The following is a 15,751-nucleotide window of genomic DNA, read 5'->3' as shown; positions in this document are numbered from 1 at the left end:
TCAGCCCTCCGCCGCATCCAGCGCGGTCCGCACCGCGCGTGCCACCTGCCGGCCCGATCGCGCCAAGGCCTGCGGCTCGCTGGCTGTCGGCGCGTTGATGCTGATCGCCACCCTCACCTCCTTCGCAGCGCCCATGCTCATCGGCTCGATCCGCCCGCTCGCCGTCGGCACGAACAACTCCGGCCCACGCTCGCCCACCAGATAGGCGGCACCCGGTGCCACCGGCCCGCCCGTGGCCCGCCCCGGCAGGCCGAGCGCGCCCAGCAGTTGCGCGCCGATCGACAGCAAATTGGTGCCCCCGCCGTTCGCACCTCCGATCCCCGTGCGGATCGCCGACGCCGCGATCTCCGTCATCGCCGCCAGCGCCACCCGCTTCAGATCGTCGAAGCCCAGCTTGCCGGTGCGGATCGCCCGCCCCAGCGCCGTCTCGATCATGTCGCCCGCCTTCGCGGCACCCGCACCCAGCGGCCCCTCCAACGCGCCCCTCATCTCAGCCACGTCGCGCGCGAACCCGCTCGTATCGGCGCGCACGCTCACGATCAGCCGGTCGATTTCCTCATCCATCGGGAAACATCTCCTTCAGCCGGGCGATCGCCTCGGCATCGGCCGCCGGCTCGCGCGGGCACAGTGCCGAGATCACCGTCGCCAGTTCAGCCGGTGTCGCTCGCCAGAACTCATCCGGCCGCCAGCCCATCAGCGCGCCCGCCATGCCGGCCAGTCGTGCGGCCGCCTCCGCGAAGCGCATCATCGCCCTTGCAGGATCTGGCCGATCAGCACCTTCAGCGCCGGCGTGGCATGAACGAGCCCGCCTGCCACCACCGCCTCGGCAAATCGGTCGCGGTCAAGCGCGGCCGGCCGGTCGATGGCGGTGTGCCAGAACAAACCCGTCATCTCGGCCAGCGTCATCCGGCCATCCGCCGCGCGCTCCACCATCGCGAACAGCGGGCCGATCTCCTGCTCCGCCGCCACAAGGGCGGAAAAGCTCGGCCGCAGCGTGATCGTCTCGCCCACCAGCCGCAGCGCCGCCTCCCCGCGCGCCGGATTCACAGTGACACCACCGGGCCGGAACTTTCCAGCGCCAGCGTGTAGGTCCGCTCGCCATTATAATCGCCGCTATAATCCAGCCGCGTCAGCAGGAAGCGGCCCTGCATCTGCTCGCCGCCTTCGAAGCTCAGCCGATAATCGTCGATCAGGCCGGCCAGCGCATTGGCCTTCAGCCGTCCCTCCGCCGCCGATCCGGTGAAGACGCCGCTGCCCGCCACGGATACGGATCGTACGCCCGCGCCCGAAAGCAGCTCGCGCCAGCCGCCCGAATCCTTGGTGGTGATCGCCACCACCTCGCCATTGATCGACATCTGCGTCGTGCGCAGCCCGGCCACCGTGGCAAAAGCCGGCGTGGACGCACCGTCACCGATCTTGAGCAGGAACGCGCTACCCTTTTCCGCCGCCATTTCGATCTCCCTGTCCCGTCCCATCATCCCGCGTCGCCATCGCCGCGGATCACCCGTCCAGCACCCGCGCCCGATATTCGATGATCGCCACCCACGGCCCCGCCGCATCGCGGATCACGCGCGATCGCTGGAAGGTCAGGCTCACCAGCCCGCCGATTCCGGCAATGCCCTCGATCGCCGTTTCCGCCACTCCCGCCAGGCCGTGCAGCCGCGCGGGCGTCACGCCATCATCCCAGATCGACACGGCGAAACGGTGCTCCCGCCCGCGTCCGCTCTTGTGGCTCCAGTCGCTGCTCGCCCAGCCGCCGATCGCCGCATAGGGAAAGGCCGCGCGCGCCGGCGGGCCGTCGAAGACACCGCTCACCGCACCGCCCAAGCCATCACGCAGCGCCGATACGATCGCAGCCTGCACAGACAGCACGCTCATCGCGCCCGCCCCGGCACACGCATCCGCCCGTCAAAAGCCACTGCACGCGCCAGGCCAGGGCCAGACAGGGCGATGCCGCCATCCCCCGGCTCCGCCCGCACCCCCGGCGGCAAATCCGCTTTTGCGCTCGCCGCCAGCGCCGCCACCAGCGCAACGGCACGCGCCTCGGCCATCGCCTCGATCCGCCGCATCATGGCTCCTCCTCGGTTTCGATGATGATCCGATCCGCACGGCGGGGATCGGCGATGCAGGCGCGCACCCGCAGCCCCCGTCCCCGCCAGTCGATGCGATCGTCCGGTGCGACGTCGAAGCCGCTGCGCAGCGTCACCCGCCAGCGGGGGCGCGAACGGATGGCATCACCGGCCACCAATGGCCCGGTTCCCATCGGCTCGGTCGCCGCCCAGCCTTCGCCGATCACGGCCCATTCGCCGCTGCCGCCGCCAATCGCATCTCGCCCGGTTTCGCGCCGGGCGATCGACACGCGCTCGGTCAGCCGCCCGGCCAGCTCCCCGGTCGCCCTCACAGGCGCATCCGCCGGAACGGGCGCCACAAGGCCGCCACCGCCGCCGGCGGGCCGGCATCGTCGGGCGCGTCGCGATGGGCGTGGCAATGGGCCACCAGCCGCAATATGCCCTGCCGCAGCGGCTCGGGCACGGCATTGGCATCGGCCGCCAGCCCCGCTTCATAGGTCACGATCACCCGGCCCGCGATCCCCGCCCGGTCGATCCGCACCCAGCCGTCACCGGCCGCGTCGATGTCGATGGCATAACCATCCACCGGCAGCGCAAAGGCCGCGCCTTCGGCGGGCAGCCCATCGACGCCGCCCATGTTGCGTACCGGCCCCTGCCCCAGCCGCTGCCACCCGCCCGTCGCCGGCAACGTCTCGCTCACGACCCGGGTCATCAGCACCTGGCCGATGAACTGTTCGCACAACCCGCTCGCCACCCGGATCAGCCCGGCGATGGTGGCATCCTCCGCTTCGCCGTCGATGCGCAGCCATGCGCGCGCCTCCTCCACGCTCACCGCCGTAAGCGCACTCGCCCCCGCCGCGATCATCAACGTTGCTCCACGCGCAAGCTGATCGAACGCTCGTCGATCCGCCCGTCGGACAGTTCGACCTGGCAGGTCGCGCGATAGACGTGGCCGGCCACACCACCGCTCAGCGTCGCCCGCGTGCGGGCCCCGTCGATCCCGTCATCGGCGATCACCAGCCCGCCTGGTTCGCTCGGCGCCACCGCCCAGTCGCTCGCCGCCACGCTCCGCTCGCCCAGCTTCCCGCCCCAGTCGATCAGATAGTCGATGGTCGCGTCGGGGTCCTTCAGATGGATGGTCATTGCCCCCTCCCTTGTTCAGGCCGCAGCCGCAGGTGGCGCATCCGCGCGGCGCCACGTCGCCCCGATCAGGTCGATCGAGCCGCTCATCGCCACGCCGCCCAGCCAGCGGATATTGATCGACACGCCCGAATTGAGGTTGCCGGTCGGCACCAGCGCCAGATCGAGCCCCAGCAGCCCATCCATCTGCGGCAGTTGATCGGCCGCCGTCGGCGTCCCCGCCGCCCCCAGATCGATCCGCCCGATCGGGTTGGTGTTCACGCTCGCCAGATAGATGCCGTGGCATCCGGCCAATGCGTTGGCGTTCACCAGCAGCGATCCCGCCATCGGCGCCGCGCCCTGTTCGGGCAGCACGACATTGCGGGTCAGGACGATCTGGCCCGTTGCGCTCGGCGTGCCGTTGAAGGTCAGGCGCACCGCCTGCCAGCCGGCCGATCCGGCATAAGCGTCCAGCGGCGGGCACCCGGCCACGGCGAAGCTCAGGCCAAGATCGCCGGTCAGCGTGCCCGTGGCCGTCCAGCCCGCCGGCGGCGTCCCGCTCACGCTGCCCGATCCGGATAGGGTGATGCTGTTGGTGCCGCCCAGCGCCACCATCCGGCCATTCGTGCCCAGGATGTTGCCGCGCACCGCATCGGCGGTGTTGAAGCTATCCCCACCGTAAAGCGGTCCGCGCAGGCGGGGCCGATAGAGCGCCTGCAGGATCGGCCCCAGCGCATATTGCTTGCGGTAGGCGCCATAAGCGTTGCCGTGCAGCCCGTCCGCCGCCATCCCGAACGCCGCCCCCGTCGCCCCGCCCACCGGCGCGAACGATGTCGACGCCGGGTCCAGCCACCAGGCGGCCGTGTCGCACCAGATGGCATCGGCGATCGCGGTGCAATAATCGGCATAAGCCCGATTGAGCGCGATGAACTTGCGCGCCGCCGTCGCATCCAGCCCGGTGCGCGGGTCCACCGCCATCAGGATCAGGAAACGCCCGCCCGCCGCGCGGAAGGCATTGTGATATTTGCGCAGATTGGCCAGCACCGTTTCCGGCGTCAGCCCGGCCAGCACGATGTCGTTGGTGCCGATCGTCATCAGCATGTCGACTGCCCAACCCGATGCCACCTGCGCGGCCACCGTCGCCTGCATCGTCGCCATCCGGGTTGCGTTGGTCAGGCCGGTGCTCGCCTGCGTGGCCGTGGTCGATCCGCCGACGCCAAGGTCATGGCTGCCGATCGTCGCTTCGATCGGCGTGCGGGCGTTCACCCAGCGCGCGGCGGTCACAGCTTCGCCACGCTTGCTGTCGCCATCCACCATCAGCCGGGCGGCAGGCCGCGCCAGCAGGGGTGGCACGCCGGCCAGCGCATGCGCCCGCAATTGGGTAGGCGTCACGGCAACATTGCCCCCACCCTGAACGGCGGGCAGCAGCTCACCTCCGCCGAGCGCGCTTGCGGCGCCCAGCGCGGAAATCTTCGTCGATGGCATGGATCACTCCAGAATGATGAGGCCGCCGTCCTCAAGCAGCAGGGTCGCGCCGTCCTCCAGCAGCAGGCCGGCCGGCGATGCGGGCACGCCGCCCCCGCCGCCGGCCGCGCGCCGCCGGGGCAGCGCAAGCGCGAAGCCGAAACCGAACCGCATCAATAGAGGCCGAGCAGGTCGGCGGCGGTGGTCCCGCTCGCGCGCACATGGCTGGCGCGGATCGGCAGGATCGATCCCGCCGGCACCGCCCGCCACACATGGTCGGCGCCGTCGCGCGACGCGCGCACCGTCAGGTCACCGGCGCTGCCGACATAGATCGCCTTGGTAATGTCGGTCAGCGCGTTGCTGTCATGCGGCACGATGGCCGCGGCGCGCGTCGCTGGCGCATGAACGGCATCCGCATTGGTCGCGAAGGCATCAGCCATATCTGTCTCCGAATGAAGGGGGGATGCACCGCGCGGGGCGATGGGGAACGCCCCGCGCGGTGCCCTTCGCCGCGGAACCTGTCCGTCCGCCGGCGAAAGTCGGGAACGGGCTCAGCTGGCGGCGAACTTCATCAGCTTGATCGCTTCGGAATTGCTCACCGCCCCGCCGACGCGCTTGGCCGCATAAAAATGGACGAAGGGCTTGTTGGTGAACGGGTCGCGCAGGATCAGCGTCTCGGCCCGCTCGGTGATCAGATAGCCGCTGCGGAAATTGCCGAAGGCGATGGCGTGGCTGTTCGCCGTGATGTCCGGCATGTCCTCGGCCTCCACCACCGGATAGCCGAGCAGCGTGTCGGGCCGGCCTTCCGCCAAAGCCGGCTGCCACAGGAAGGCACCATCCGCCGTCTTGAACTTGCGGATCGCGGCCAGCGTCGCCGAATTCATCACGAAGCACGCACCCTGCCGATAGGGCGACCGCAGCGACTGGACGAGGTCGATCAACTTTTCGTGCGGATTGGTCGACGCGAACGCGCCCGCCCCGCCGCTCGCCACATATTGCAGCGTGCCGAAGGCGCGCAGCCCATCCGCTTCATTGGTGATCGGCCCGGCCAGCAGGCCGCGCGGCTTGTCGGTGCCGTTGCCGTTGATGAACGCCGCCCCCTCGGCACGGGCGAATTCGGTGGCGATTTCCTGCGCCAGCCAGCCCTCGACGTCGAAGCGGGCGTCGTCCAGCATCGCCTGGCTGGCCGCCGGGTTGGCGTAAAGGTCACCCATGGGCGGCACGATCTCGGCAAAGCTCGGCGTCGCGGTCGTCCCCCGCGCGCCCGTTTCCGCCGCCCAGCCCGAAGCGATGCCGCCGGTCGTCACCAGCTTGCGATAGCCCGCCGATCCCACCTTCACGACATTGGCGATCGCCCGGATCGGGGAAATCGCCTTCAGCGTGCCGTCGATCGCTTCGTCGATCTCGCGCGGGATGGCATAGCCGCCCTCGCCAGGCGTGGTGCCGGCAAAGCTCTTGGTGCCCGTCTCGACGCCCTTGCGCAGATAACCGTCGACAAAAGCCCGCCGCTCGGGCGACGCATCGGCCTTGGTTCCCGCCAGCAACGGCCGGCCGGCTGCCGCCGCCTGCGCCTCGATCCGCGCCTTCATCGCCGCCAGTTCGCCGCGCAGTTTGGCGATCTCCCCGGCATGGCCCACCGCGTCGAAGCTCGCTTCCAGCGGATCCGCCTTCACTTCATAGGTGCCGTCCATCAACGTCTCCTCCATCAATCGTCCCCCGCCACCGCATGCACCCGCGCCTTGGGCTGCATGGGAAAGGTCACCAGCGAGACCTCGACCAGGTCGAGGTCCATAAGTTCACGATTTGTTCGATCCACGCTTCGCCGCACGCGATAGCCAAAGCTCAGGCCCTCCACGCTTCCCGCACGGAGCGCGACGGCGGCCTCGCGCGCCGCCGCATCGGCCATCGAAAGCCGGCCGATCACCCGCAGGCCGCGTCGGTCCTCGGCCAGATATTCGATCCGCCCGATCGGTCGGCCGGGATCATGCTGCCACAGCAACGGCACGGCCTTGGGCCCAGCCCGCACCGCGCGGGCAAACGCGCCCGGCCGCACGACATCGCCGCCACGGTCGACATGATCGAATATGGCGGCATAGCCGGCGAATCTCACCGCACCAGCGCGATCAGCCCGGTCTTCACCGCCAGCCCCAGCAGCAACAGCGCCAGCCCGATCCGTATCGCCCATCCGATCACCTCGTTTCTCGCCGTGCGCTTGGCATCCCGCCAGGCGCCGAGCAGTTGCCGCAGCTCGCCAAGGTCGGCGCCGGCCGCCGGGTCAGCCAGGCCAAGCCGCGCCATCGCCCGCTCCGCCCCGCTCTCGCTCGCTTCCTCCACCAGCGCGCGCAGCGTCACCAGATCGGCACCCTCGGCCTCCGCCTGCTCCATCAGCCGGGCCAGCATGTCGGTCCGCACGGTCATGGCGCCCTCCGCGCAAAGCCCAGCATCTCGCGTTTTTCGTCGTCGCTCAGGAAGTCCGCACCCATCGCCATCCGCCATAGCGGCTCGCGATCGCCGTGCAGTTCGATGATCCGGTCCATGTCGATCTCGATCGCAAGCTCGGGCCACCAGGCCCGCAACACGGATGCGATGCCCTCCGCGATCCGTGTCCCCATCGGCAGCACGGTCAGGCGCCAGAAAGCCCGGTTCGCCTCGGCATAATTGGCATAGGTATTGTCGCCCGCCTGCCCCAGCATCAGCGGTGGCACGCCAAAGGCCAGGGCGATCTCGCGCGCGGCATTGGCCTTCAGGCTCACGAAATCCATGTCGGCGGGCGTCAGGCTCAGCGATTGCCAGCGCACGCCGCCTTCCAGCAGCATCGGCCGCCCGGCATTGCCGCTGCCGGCGAAGCTCGCTTCCATCTCCGCCTTCAACCGGTCAAACTGCTCGCGGCTCAACACCGCGCCGCGATCACCGGGATCGAACACGATCGCGCCCGACGGCCGGGCTGCGTTGTCCAGCAGTGCCTTGTTCCAGCGCGTCGCCGCATTGTGGATCGCCACCGCGCCCGCCGCCGCCGAAAGACAGCCCAAACCATATTGATCGTCGGTGGGATGGAATGTGCGCAGATGGATCACCCCCGGCTTGCCCAGCGCGTCGGTCGCATCCAGCCGCTGCACTGCTTGCCCCACCTGATAGCGATAGCTCGCGGGCCAGCCCTGCCCATCGGTTTCCACCGTCACCCGCTCGGGCCGCAGCGCATGCAGGCGGATGGGATCGCCCTGCCCCCCGCAACCGATCGACAGAAACGCATTGCCGTGCAGCAGCAAATGGCTGGCGATCGCTTCCGCCACCGGCCGGATCAATCCGGTCGCCGCCTCGGGGCCACCGGTGGCGATCCAGGTCAGCGATGCCACGCTCTCGCCCACCAGCCGCACCGCGCGCTGCGCTACGGGGTTGGCCAGCACCGCTTCGCGCACCTGTTCGTCATAACCGCGCGGCCAGCGTCCGTCCGCTACCCAGCCGGTCATCGTCTGCGCCAGCGCGGGGCGCATAGCCGCGCTGCCACTTTTCCACCCGAAAAGCCGCATGGATTGCCTCCATCCAAAGATAATCGCGCGCGCGGATGAGGTGTCGTGCCCACCGCGCGTCTTACTTGTCAGTGCTCAGGCATATGGCCGCATCGGGCCCAGTCGAACCGCAGCCATATGCTGGGCAACTCCCGTCGTGCCGGTCGAAACCCGGCCGATCGCGCCGCCGGCTGCAGACCCCACGCGAATGCCGGCGGCGTCAGGGCGTTGGCAGCCCGAAACCCGCCCCTCCGCCGCTTCGCCTACAGGCTCCGCACCGAAGGCCGCGCCTCCCGCCGCAGCATCAGTTCGGTCAGCGCCCACACCAGCGCGTCGGCGCGGTCGGGTGAGCGCCCCGGCCCCTGATAGCCACCCCCGGCGATCAGCCCCGCCATCTCATCCTCCAGCGCGGGGAACCCGCCAACATGGAAAACCCGCCCCTGCTCGTACAGCATCGCCACGGGCTCGGCGCGCGCGGCCTTGCCGTGCGATGCATGCACAAGCCGTACCGGCAGTTCGGCACAGGCGGCGCGCAACACCGCCTCCACCATCGCGCCACCATTATTCGCCTCGGCGATCACCTTGTCAGCGCCATGGTCGGCCGCCGCCGCCGCCACGGCGCGCGCCCAGCCGTCGGGGCCGGCGCCCTCGACGCTGCAGTCGGCCAGCACATAGCCATGCTCGTCCACCCCCTCGCCAACCACGACGATACCGCATGCATCGCCGCCAATGCCCGCCGGCGGATCGACCCCGATCACGATCCGCACCAGGCCCGGCCGCGTCCGCACGCGCCGCACCTCGATCAACTCGCGCCGCCAAAGTGCCCCCGCCGCTTCCTCGATCAGTTCGCCGTCCAGCTCCTGCCGGCCGATCCGCGTCCCACCATGCGCGGCCGTCATCGCCGCGATGAAGTCCGCGGCCAGATGCGCGCTGTTGTCGGTTGTCCGCCCGCGCGTCACCACGGTCCCGTCCTCGGCCAGCAGCCGGCGGATCAGGGCCACGGGGCGCGGCGTGGTGGTCGCCACCACGCGCGGCCGATCGCCGGCGCGCAGCCCCATGGTCAGATTGTCCCACGCCGCCACGCCATCGGCCCATTTCGCGATCTCGTCGGCCCAGGCGATATGATGCTCACCGCCGCGCAGGCTCTCCGGCTCCGCCGCCGAATAAAGCTGCGCCACCGCGCCCCCCGGCCATCGCAGCCGCTTCAGCGAAGGCTCCCACAATGGCCGTTTGTCGGGCGGCGCGATCGCCAACAGCCCGCTCGGCCCCTCCACCATCACCGCGCGCGCCTCGGCCATCGTCGCGCCCACCAGCGCGATCCGCTTTGCTCCCTTGCGCTCGGCTTCGCGGCGCACCCATTCGGCGCCCGCCCGCGTCTTGCCGAAACCCCGCCCAGCCTGGATCAGCCAGGTCCGCCACGTCCCGGCCGGTGCGCGCTGGCTCGGCCGCGCCCAGAAGTCCCACGACCAGACCAGGCTCAGTTTCTGCTCCAACGTCATCCCCGCCCAGATCATCGCGCGGGTGGCATCATCCTGAAAGGCCAGCCGTTCGGCCTGCGAAAGCTCAGCCAGCGGAGCAGGCTTCACTGCCCGTCCGTCAGCCGCTTGTGCATCAGCGTCAGCTTCGCCTCCAGTTCGGCACAGACGATTTCGGGGTCGCCCACCGCCAGATCGCGCGCGCCCTTCACGGACTGGCGATGCATCTGCAACAGGAACATCACCATCTTGTTGTCGGGCATCATCGCCTCGCCAGTCTGCTTGCCGCCATGGATGATCGGCGTCCGGGTTCCGCCCAGCGCCCGTTCCAGCGCCACCAGTTCCAGACGCTGATAGCCTTCGGCCAGCGCCTGGTCCCAGGCGGCCCGGAAACCGGCATCCCGCTGGCGCAGCTTATACAGCCCGGTCGAACCCATGCCGACGACGCGCAACGCGCCCGTCACATTGGCGGTTTCCGCCAGATGCGCCAGGAAAGCGGCGCGTTTGTCCTTGGTCCAGCTTTCGGCGCGCGCCTTGCGCAGGCGCACATCCGTATCGCCTGCCTTCGGCCCACCCTCACTGTCGTCGGAAAGCTCCGCCCCGGCCATCTCCGCCATGCCGCACCCTCCAGAAAAGCAAACGGGCCGGCGGCGATCCCTCACCCCGGCCCGAACGCATTAATCCAGCTTGCGATCTATGTGCCATATCAGCGTGTCGCTGTCAATATGTTTTTACCTATTTGGCACATTGCCGGCCTTCTCAAAGAACCCCCGCTCCTTCGCGATCCATTGGGCGATCGACGGGCGGGCGTGTATTTTCGCGATATAATCAGCCACTTTCGGGTGCCGCTCAGCGTCGATCGACGCGCCGACATGCAGGAAATTCACGAACGGCTGCACCATCGCGATGTCGGCCAGCGTCAGGCGATCGTCGACCAGAAAACCCGAATCGGGGATCCGTGCCTCCAGAAAATCGATCAGCGGCGGCAGCTCGTGCACCTCGGCATGCGCGGCTTCGGCCAGATCGCCCTCGCGCTTCAGGAATATCGGCAGCACGACGCGGTTGAAGAACATCTTGCGCATGCAGTTGACGAAAACGGTATCGGCCACCTCGTCCCACCAGATCGCCTGCGCGCGCGATCGCGGGGCGGCGGGGATCAGGGCCGGCTCGGGCTTGATCGCCTCCAGATAGGCCACGATCGCCGACGAATCCGAAATCGCGAAATCGCCGTCGCGAAAGGCGGGCATCAGCCCGAACGGGCTGGCCGCGCGAAATTCGGGGTCGTCGGATTGCAGCCCCTGCGGCTTCAGTTCGACCTCGATGCCTTTCTCCGCCGCAAAGGTCAGCACCTTACGCACGAACGGGGACATCGAACTTCCATAAACGATCATGGCAGGCCTCCCTCACGGTTCGGCCGCCATCCTACACCCCGGTCTTTGCGATGCACGCCCCCCGCCATCGAGGGCCGGGGACTGGTCCGGCCCTCGACAGGGGGCAAGCTCAGCGACGGGCAATGCGAATCGCGCTCGACGAGCCGCGTGATGCGACCACGGTCCCGTCACGAACATTGGCGACGGCGATGTTGATGTCATTCTCCGCCCGCGCCATCGCCCCGCGATAACAGCGGCTGGATTCCTGCTTCTGGGTCAGCGGCCGCAGATCGGGCGATACGTCGCAAACCACCTCGGCGGCATAGGTGACGCGCTTCATCAGCCGATCGACGCCGCCCTGCTCGGCCAGGTTCAGGTCGGCATAGCTGACCGACATGCTGTAGACTTGGCCGCGCGGCGCCGTCGCGACGATGGGTTCGCCACCCGCCATCGCGGGCATCGCACCGAAGATGATCGGAACGGCTGCTAGGTAGCAAATGGTCCTATTCATGGCCTGGTTCCTTACCCCTACCGGGAAGACGGTGCGCGCCGCTCCCAATCAGCGCGCGAAGCCGGTCACCAAAGCCAGTCCCACGTGTCCAACTCGGTCTTGAGTCTCCCATGGATTTGCCGGATGATCCGTCGAATCGACACTCGATCTTCGGCATCCGGTCCAAGGAGGATGCTGCAATGGGGCCTGACCGAACAGGATTAGGAACCGATCTTTCGCCGATCTTTTGCCGATGGTCCGCCGATGGCCGCCGCTGATCACCCCGCCGCGCCCGAACCGATCGATCTTGCCCATCGTGGCACCTTCCATATCGGCGCGGCCGAAATCCATCCTCCGACGCGCGAAGTGGTGACGGGTGCGCGGCGTGAGGTGATCGAGCCGCGCGTCATGCAGGTTCTCGTCGCCCTGGCCGATGCCGGGGGCCAGGTCGTCTCGCGGCACGATCTTGCGGCCATGTGCTGGGAAAACCGCGTCGTCGGCGACGATGCCGTCAACCGCGTCATGTCGCGCCTGCGCGCACTCGGCCGCGAGACGGAAGCCTTCCGCGTCGAAACGATCACCAAGGTGGGCTACCGCCTGCTGCCCACGTCCACACAGGCGCCTTCTTCCGTCACCAAGGGCCGCGCGATCGATCGGCGCGCGCTGATCGGCGGCGGCGGGCTCGCCTTGCTTGCATTGGGTGGCGGCCTCTGGCTGGCGAGCAAGCCCTTCGACGACGAAAGCGTCCGCGCCCTGCTCGATCGCGGGCGCCAAAGCGCGCGCGGCCATCGCGCCGCGAACATCGAAGCGGCAATCCGCCTCTACCGGCAAGCGATTGAACGCCAGCCCGACAATGCCGAAGCCTGGGGGCTGCTCGCGCTCGCTTATCGCTGGCAGTGGGAATCGGGCCCCCCGGACGAAGCCGAAGCCGCCGCAGCCCACACCCGGGACGCCGCGGATCGCGCGCTCGTGCTCGATGCCGGCAACGCCGATGCGGAAGCCGCACGCGTCGGCCTGATCCCGCTGTTCCGCAACTGGCGCAATGCCGAACAGGCCTGTCGCGCGGCCCTCGCACGGCACCCCACACAGCCCTTCCTGCTCTATCGCCTCACACGAATGCTCCTCGATACCGGCCAGCTGGGCGCGGCACTGCCCGTGTCCGGGCAAATGGTCGCGGCCGATCCTATGGATCCGCTTCAGCTGCGCTACCGGGTGCTCGCACTCTGGGCGAACGGCCGCCTGCAGGAGGCCGGCGAAATGTGCGTGCAAGCGGTGCAGCGCTGGCCACGCCATTATATCGGCTGGTTCACCAACCTCTATTTTCTCGCTTATACCGGGCAGACCAAGGCCGCACTCGCCTTCATCGCCGATCGCACCGGCCGGCCACCCGGCGTCGCCGACTGGAATTACGATCTCGTCGCCACCGCGATCCGCGCCCTCGACACGCGTACGCCCACCGCGATCGACGCCGCCATCGCCGCTTATCGCGCGGTCATCCCCACCGGCTCGGGCTTTGCCGAAAACGCCATCGTCCTCAGCGCCGCACTCGGCCGCCTCGATGATGCCTTCCACATCGCCGACGCCTATTATTTCGGGCGTGGCATCGCCATTTCCGAACGCCGTTACGGCGCCGAAAGCGCGGAATATCAGGCGCCGACCAATCGGTCCTGCCATTTCCTGTTCACCGCGCCGACAGCCCCGATGCGGGCCGATCCCCGCTTCGACGCACTCACCCGCGCGGTCGGTCTCGACGATTACTGGCGGCAGGTGGGCCGCAGGCCCGATCATCTGTCGTCCACATAGGCCCGGACGGGGGTTGGCTTCCGCGCCGATCCACGTCATCGAAGGGCCATGGCTGCTTCCCCCGTCCCCGCTGCCGAAACGCCGTCTCCATCCGATCCCGGGCCACCATCACCGCTTGCGATCGAAATCTTCCGGGCCGTGTGGATCGCCAGCATGGCCAGCAATTTCGGCGGGCTCATCCAGTCGGTCGGCGCGTCATGGCTGATGACGTCGCTCGCCCCGTCACCCGCGCTGGTGGCGCTCGTCCAGTCGTCGACCACGCTGCCGATCATGCTGCTCTCGCTCTGGGCCGGCGCGGTGGCGGACAATCTCGACCGGCGGATCGTCATGCTGTGCGCGCAGGGCTTCATGCTCGCCGTATCGCTCGCGCTCGCCGTCTGCGCCTGGACGGGGCTCCTCACCCCCTGGCTGCTGCTCGGCTTCACCTTCCTCATCGGCTGCGGCACGGCGATCAATGGGCCGGCCTGGCAGGCTTCGGTCGGCGATATGGTGCCGCGCCCGGTGCTGCCGGCGGCCGTTGCCTATAACAGCATGGGCTTCAACATCGCGCGCAGCGTCGGTCCGGCCGTCGGCGGCCTGATCGTCGCCGCCGCCGGCCCGGCCGCCGCCTTCGCGGTCAACGCGATCAGCTATCTCGGCCTCATCCTCGTTCTCGCCCGCTGGCATCCGCAGCGCCCGCCCCGGCTGCTGCCGCGCGAAACGCTGGGCATCGCGATGGCGGCCGGCGTCCGCTATGTGGCGATGTCGCCCACGCTCCGCATCGTCATGCTGCGCGCCGGGCTGTTCGGGCTCGCGGCCAGCGCCGTCCCCGCGCTGATGCCGCTTATCGCCCGCGATCTCATCACCGGCGGTCCGTTGACCTACGGCATCCTGCTGGGCGCCTTCGGGCTGGGCGCGGTCGGCGGCGCGCTCGGCAGCCGCCGGCTCCGTTCGCTTCATTCCACCGAAACCATCGTGCGGATCGCGACGCTCGCCTTTGCCACCGGCGCGATCACGGCGGGGATCAGCGGCTTTGCCCCGCTCACGATCGCCGCGCTCGCCCTGGCTGGTGCCGGCTGGGTGCTGGCGCTGTCGACCTTCAACGTCACGGTCCAGATGGCCGCCCCGCGCTGGGTCGTCGCCCGCGCGCTCGCCCTTTATCAGATGGCGGCCTTTGGCGGCATGGCCATCGGCGCCTGGTGGTTCGGCGAACTGGCAGAAGATCATGGCGTCCGCCTCGCCCTCATCGTCGCCGGCGCGCTGCAAGGGCTCGGCCTGCTCATCGGCCTGCGCCTGCCGTTGCCGCAGGTCGAACATCTCAACCTCGATCCGGTCGATCGCTGGAAGGAACCCGAAACCGCCGTGCCGATCCAGCCGTCGAGCGGGCCGATCGTCGTCACCATCGAATATCGCATCGGCCCCGGCCAGGTCGTCGAATTCCTCACCGAGATGAACGAACGCCGCCGGGTCCGCATCAGGGACGGCGCACGCAACTGGACGCTGGCGCGCGATCTCGCCGATCCCGAATTGTGGATCGAACGCTACAACGTGCCCACCTGGCTCGATTATGTCCGTCACCAGCAACGCCGCACCCACGCCGATACCGCCAATTTCGATCGCATCCGCGCGCTCCACCGGGGCGATGCCAAGCCCATGGTCCACCGCATGATCGAACGGCAGACGGGCACGCTCCCCTGGTCCCGCGCCCCCGGCGCCCGCGAAATGGCCGATCCGTTGACCGATCCGACACGTTCGAGCTGACCTGTCCGCGCCACCCGGCGCATCGCCCGATTGAACCCTGCTCCCCACCATGTCATGCTGCGATGGCGGGGGCATGGAGGTCGGCCATGCAGATCGCGATCCTCACCTTCGATGGCTTCAACGAACTGGATTCGCTGGTGGCACCAGCGGTGCTCAACCAGCTTCACGCGCGCGGCTGGGCAGCCTACATCACCGCGCCGACGGCGCAGGTGACATCGCTTCACGGCGTCGTCATCGAGCGCCAGCGCCCGCTCGGCTTCGCATCCGAAGCCGATGCCGTGATCGTCTGCGCCAGCGATCGCATGGTCGGAATCGCCGGCAATGCCGGCCTGATGGGCGAAATCCGGCTCGATCCCGCCAACCAGCTGATCGGCGCGCAAGGCTCCGGGGCACTGCTGCTGGCAGCGCTCGGCTTCGCCAACGGCGTGGCGATCTGCGACGACGATGCAGCGGCCGCGTGGGCCGCCAATGCCGGGCTCGATCGCCATGACGGCCCATTCCATGCCACCAGCCATATCGCGACCGCCGGCGGCTGGTATGCGCCGCTCTATCTCACCGCGTGGATCATCCTGCGCGGCGGCGCGCGGGCCGACGCCGAAGCCGCGATCCACCATGTCGCGCCGCCCGCCGAACGCGATGCCTGGGTGGAACGCGCCATCACCACCGTCGCGCCATTTCTGCCACCGTCGGGGATCGGCGCGTGAACGCTGTGTGC

At 69.1% G+C, this 15,751-nt stretch carries 23 protein-coding genes; 3 read left to right on the top strand and 20 right to left on the bottom strand.

Annotated features, from left to right (window positions below):
• The 20 genes from CHB74_RS02755 to CHB74_RS02665 all read right to left on the bottom strand — a co-directional run bounded on the left by CHB74_RS02755 (position 1) and on the right by CHB74_RS02665 (position 11,514).
• A complete protein-coding gene (locus tag CHB74_RS02755) occupies positions 1 to 564 on the bottom strand; it encodes a tail tape measure protein (protein ID WP_089218087.1) in 564 nt (187 codons plus the stop codon).
• On the bottom strand, positions 557 to 748 hold the full coding sequence (locus tag CHB74_RS02750; protein WP_089218086.1) for a phage tail assembly chaperone: 192 nt from the start codon (positions 746 to 748) through the stop codon (positions 557 to 559). The genes CHB74_RS02755 and CHB74_RS02750 overlap by 8 nt, the downstream gene beginning before the upstream one ends.
• Positions 745 to 1,047, bottom strand: coding sequence for a gene transfer agent family protein (locus tag CHB74_RS02745; protein WP_089218085.1), 303 nt, complete (start codon positions 1,045 to 1,047; stop codon positions 745 to 747). Before CHB74_RS02745 ends, CHB74_RS02750 begins: the two co-directional genes overlap by 4 nt.
• A complete protein-coding gene (locus CHB74_RS02740; protein ID WP_089218293.1) occupies positions 1,044 to 1,451 on the bottom strand; it encodes a phage major tail protein, TP901-1 family in 408 nt (135 codons plus the stop codon). Before CHB74_RS02740 ends, CHB74_RS02745 begins: the two co-directional genes overlap by 4 nt.
• Positions 1,452 to 1,500: 49 nt before the next feature.
• The gene (locus CHB74_RS02735) at positions 1,501 to 1,878 is read right to left on the bottom strand and encodes a DUF3168 domain-containing protein (RefSeq protein ID WP_089218084.1); all 378 of its coding nucleotides are present in this window, start codon (positions 1,876 to 1,878) and stop codon (positions 1,501 to 1,503) included.
• The gene (locus CHB74_RS02730) at positions 1,875 to 2,072 is read right to left on the bottom strand and encodes a hypothetical protein (protein WP_089218083.1); all 198 of its coding nucleotides are present in this window, start codon (positions 2,070 to 2,072) and stop codon (positions 1,875 to 1,877) included. Before CHB74_RS02730 ends, CHB74_RS02735 begins: the two co-directional genes overlap by 4 nt.
• A complete protein-coding gene (locus CHB74_RS02725; protein ID WP_089218292.1) occupies positions 2,069 to 2,401 on the bottom strand; it encodes a head-tail adaptor protein in 333 nt (110 codons plus the stop codon). Before CHB74_RS02725 ends, CHB74_RS02730 begins: the two co-directional genes overlap by 4 nt.
• Entirely contained in the window at positions 2,398 to 2,934 is a 537-nt protein-coding gene (locus CHB74_RS02720) for a head-tail connector protein (RefSeq protein ID WP_089218082.1), read from the bottom strand. Before CHB74_RS02720 ends, CHB74_RS02725 begins: the two co-directional genes overlap by 4 nt.
• Positions 2,934 to 3,212: a phage fiber-tail adaptor protein gene (locus tag CHB74_RS02715; protein ID WP_089218081.1), complete on the bottom strand. Its 279-nt coding sequence runs from the start codon at positions 3,210 to 3,212 to the stop codon at positions 2,934 to 2,936. Before CHB74_RS02715 ends, CHB74_RS02720 begins: the two co-directional genes overlap by 1 nt.
• Before the next feature lie 15 nt (positions 3,213 to 3,227).
• The gene (locus CHB74_RS02710; protein WP_089218080.1) at positions 3,228 to 4,673 is read right to left on the bottom strand and encodes an SGNH/GDSL hydrolase family protein; all 1,446 of its coding nucleotides are present in this window, start codon (positions 4,671 to 4,673) and stop codon (positions 3,228 to 3,230) included.
• Positions 4,674 to 4,676: 3 nt separating this feature from the next.
• The gene (locus CHB74_RS21880; RefSeq protein ID WP_179220687.1) at positions 4,677 to 4,826 is read right to left on the bottom strand and encodes a hypothetical protein; all 150 of its coding nucleotides are present in this window, start codon (positions 4,824 to 4,826) and stop codon (positions 4,677 to 4,679) included.
• Positions 4,826 to 5,092, bottom strand: coding sequence for a spike base protein, RCAP_Rcc01079 family (locus tag CHB74_RS02705; protein WP_089218079.1), 267 nt, complete (start codon positions 5,090 to 5,092; stop codon positions 4,826 to 4,828). The genes CHB74_RS21880 and CHB74_RS02705 overlap by 1 nt, the downstream gene beginning before the upstream one ends.
• Positions 5,093 to 5,203: 111 nt before the next feature.
• Positions 5,204 to 6,358, bottom strand: coding sequence for a phage major capsid protein (locus CHB74_RS02700; protein WP_245842567.1), 1,155 nt, complete (start codon positions 6,356 to 6,358; stop codon positions 5,204 to 5,206).
• Positions 6,358 to 6,762 (bottom strand): HK97 family phage prohead protease, encoded by a 405-nt coding sequence (locus tag CHB74_RS02695; RefSeq protein ID WP_245842565.1) that lies wholly within the window; start codon positions 6,760 to 6,762, stop codon positions 6,358 to 6,360. Before CHB74_RS02695 ends, CHB74_RS02700 begins: the two co-directional genes overlap by 1 nt.
• Positions 6,759 to 7,070, bottom strand: coding sequence for a DUF6127 family protein (locus CHB74_RS02690; protein ID WP_089218077.1), 312 nt, complete (start codon positions 7,068 to 7,070; stop codon positions 6,759 to 6,761). Before CHB74_RS02690 ends, CHB74_RS02695 begins: the two co-directional genes overlap by 4 nt.
• Positions 7,067 to 8,179 (bottom strand): phage portal protein, encoded by a 1,113-nt coding sequence (locus CHB74_RS02685; protein ID WP_089218076.1) that lies wholly within the window; start codon positions 8,177 to 8,179, stop codon positions 7,067 to 7,069. The genes CHB74_RS02690 and CHB74_RS02685 overlap by 4 nt, the downstream gene beginning before the upstream one ends.
• Before the next feature lie 242 nt (positions 8,180 to 8,421).
• Positions 8,422 to 9,672, bottom strand: a complete 1,251-nt coding sequence (locus CHB74_RS02680) for a DNA-packaging protein (protein WP_089218290.1) — start codon at positions 9,670 to 9,672, stop codon at positions 8,422 to 8,424.
• Positions 9,673 to 9,740: 68 nt separating this feature from the next.
• Entirely contained in the window at positions 9,741 to 10,250 is a 510-nt protein-coding gene (locus tag CHB74_RS02675; RefSeq protein WP_089218075.1) for a hypothetical protein, read from the bottom strand.
• Positions 10,251 to 10,364: 114 nt separating this feature from the next.
• Positions 10,365 to 11,024, bottom strand: coding sequence for a glutathione S-transferase family protein (locus CHB74_RS02670; RefSeq protein ID WP_089218074.1), 660 nt, complete (start codon positions 11,022 to 11,024; stop codon positions 10,365 to 10,367).
• Positions 11,025 to 11,133: 109 nt separating this feature from the next.
• Positions 11,134 to 11,514, bottom strand: coding sequence for a UrcA family protein (locus tag CHB74_RS02665; protein WP_089218073.1), 381 nt, complete (start codon positions 11,512 to 11,514; stop codon positions 11,134 to 11,136).
• Between the two features lie 243 nt (positions 11,515 to 11,757).
• On the opposite strand from CHB74_RS02665, the gene CHB74_RS02660 reads away from it, so the two are divergent.
• The 3 genes from CHB74_RS02660 (at position 11,758) to CHB74_RS02650 (ending at position 15,740) form a co-directional block, all read left to right on the top strand.
• Positions 11,758 to 13,296: a winged helix-turn-helix domain-containing protein gene (locus tag CHB74_RS02660; protein ID WP_089218072.1), complete on the top strand. Its 1,539-nt coding sequence runs from the start codon at positions 11,758 to 11,760 to the stop codon at positions 13,294 to 13,296.
• Between the two features lie 153 nt (positions 13,297 to 13,449).
• Positions 13,450 to 15,036 (top strand): MFS transporter, encoded by a 1,587-nt coding sequence (locus CHB74_RS02655; protein WP_245842563.1) that lies wholly within the window; start codon positions 13,450 to 13,452, stop codon positions 15,034 to 15,036.
• An 86-nt stretch (positions 15,037 to 15,122) separates the two neighbouring features.
• Positions 15,123 to 15,740 carry an AraC family transcriptional regulator gene (locus CHB74_RS02650; RefSeq protein ID WP_089218070.1) on the top strand — a complete coding sequence of 206 codons (618 nt, stop codon included), beginning with the start codon at positions 15,123 to 15,125 and terminating at the stop codon, positions 15,738 to 15,740.
• Positions 15,741 to 15,751: the final 11 nt, after the last annotated feature.

The organism is Edaphosphingomonas laterariae (genome assembly GCF_900188165.1).
Taxonomy (GTDB): Bacteria; Pseudomonadota; Alphaproteobacteria; order Sphingomonadales; family Sphingomonadaceae; genus Sphingomonas_E; species Sphingomonas_E laterariae.
This window is presented reverse-complemented; position numbering and strand designations above follow the sequence as displayed.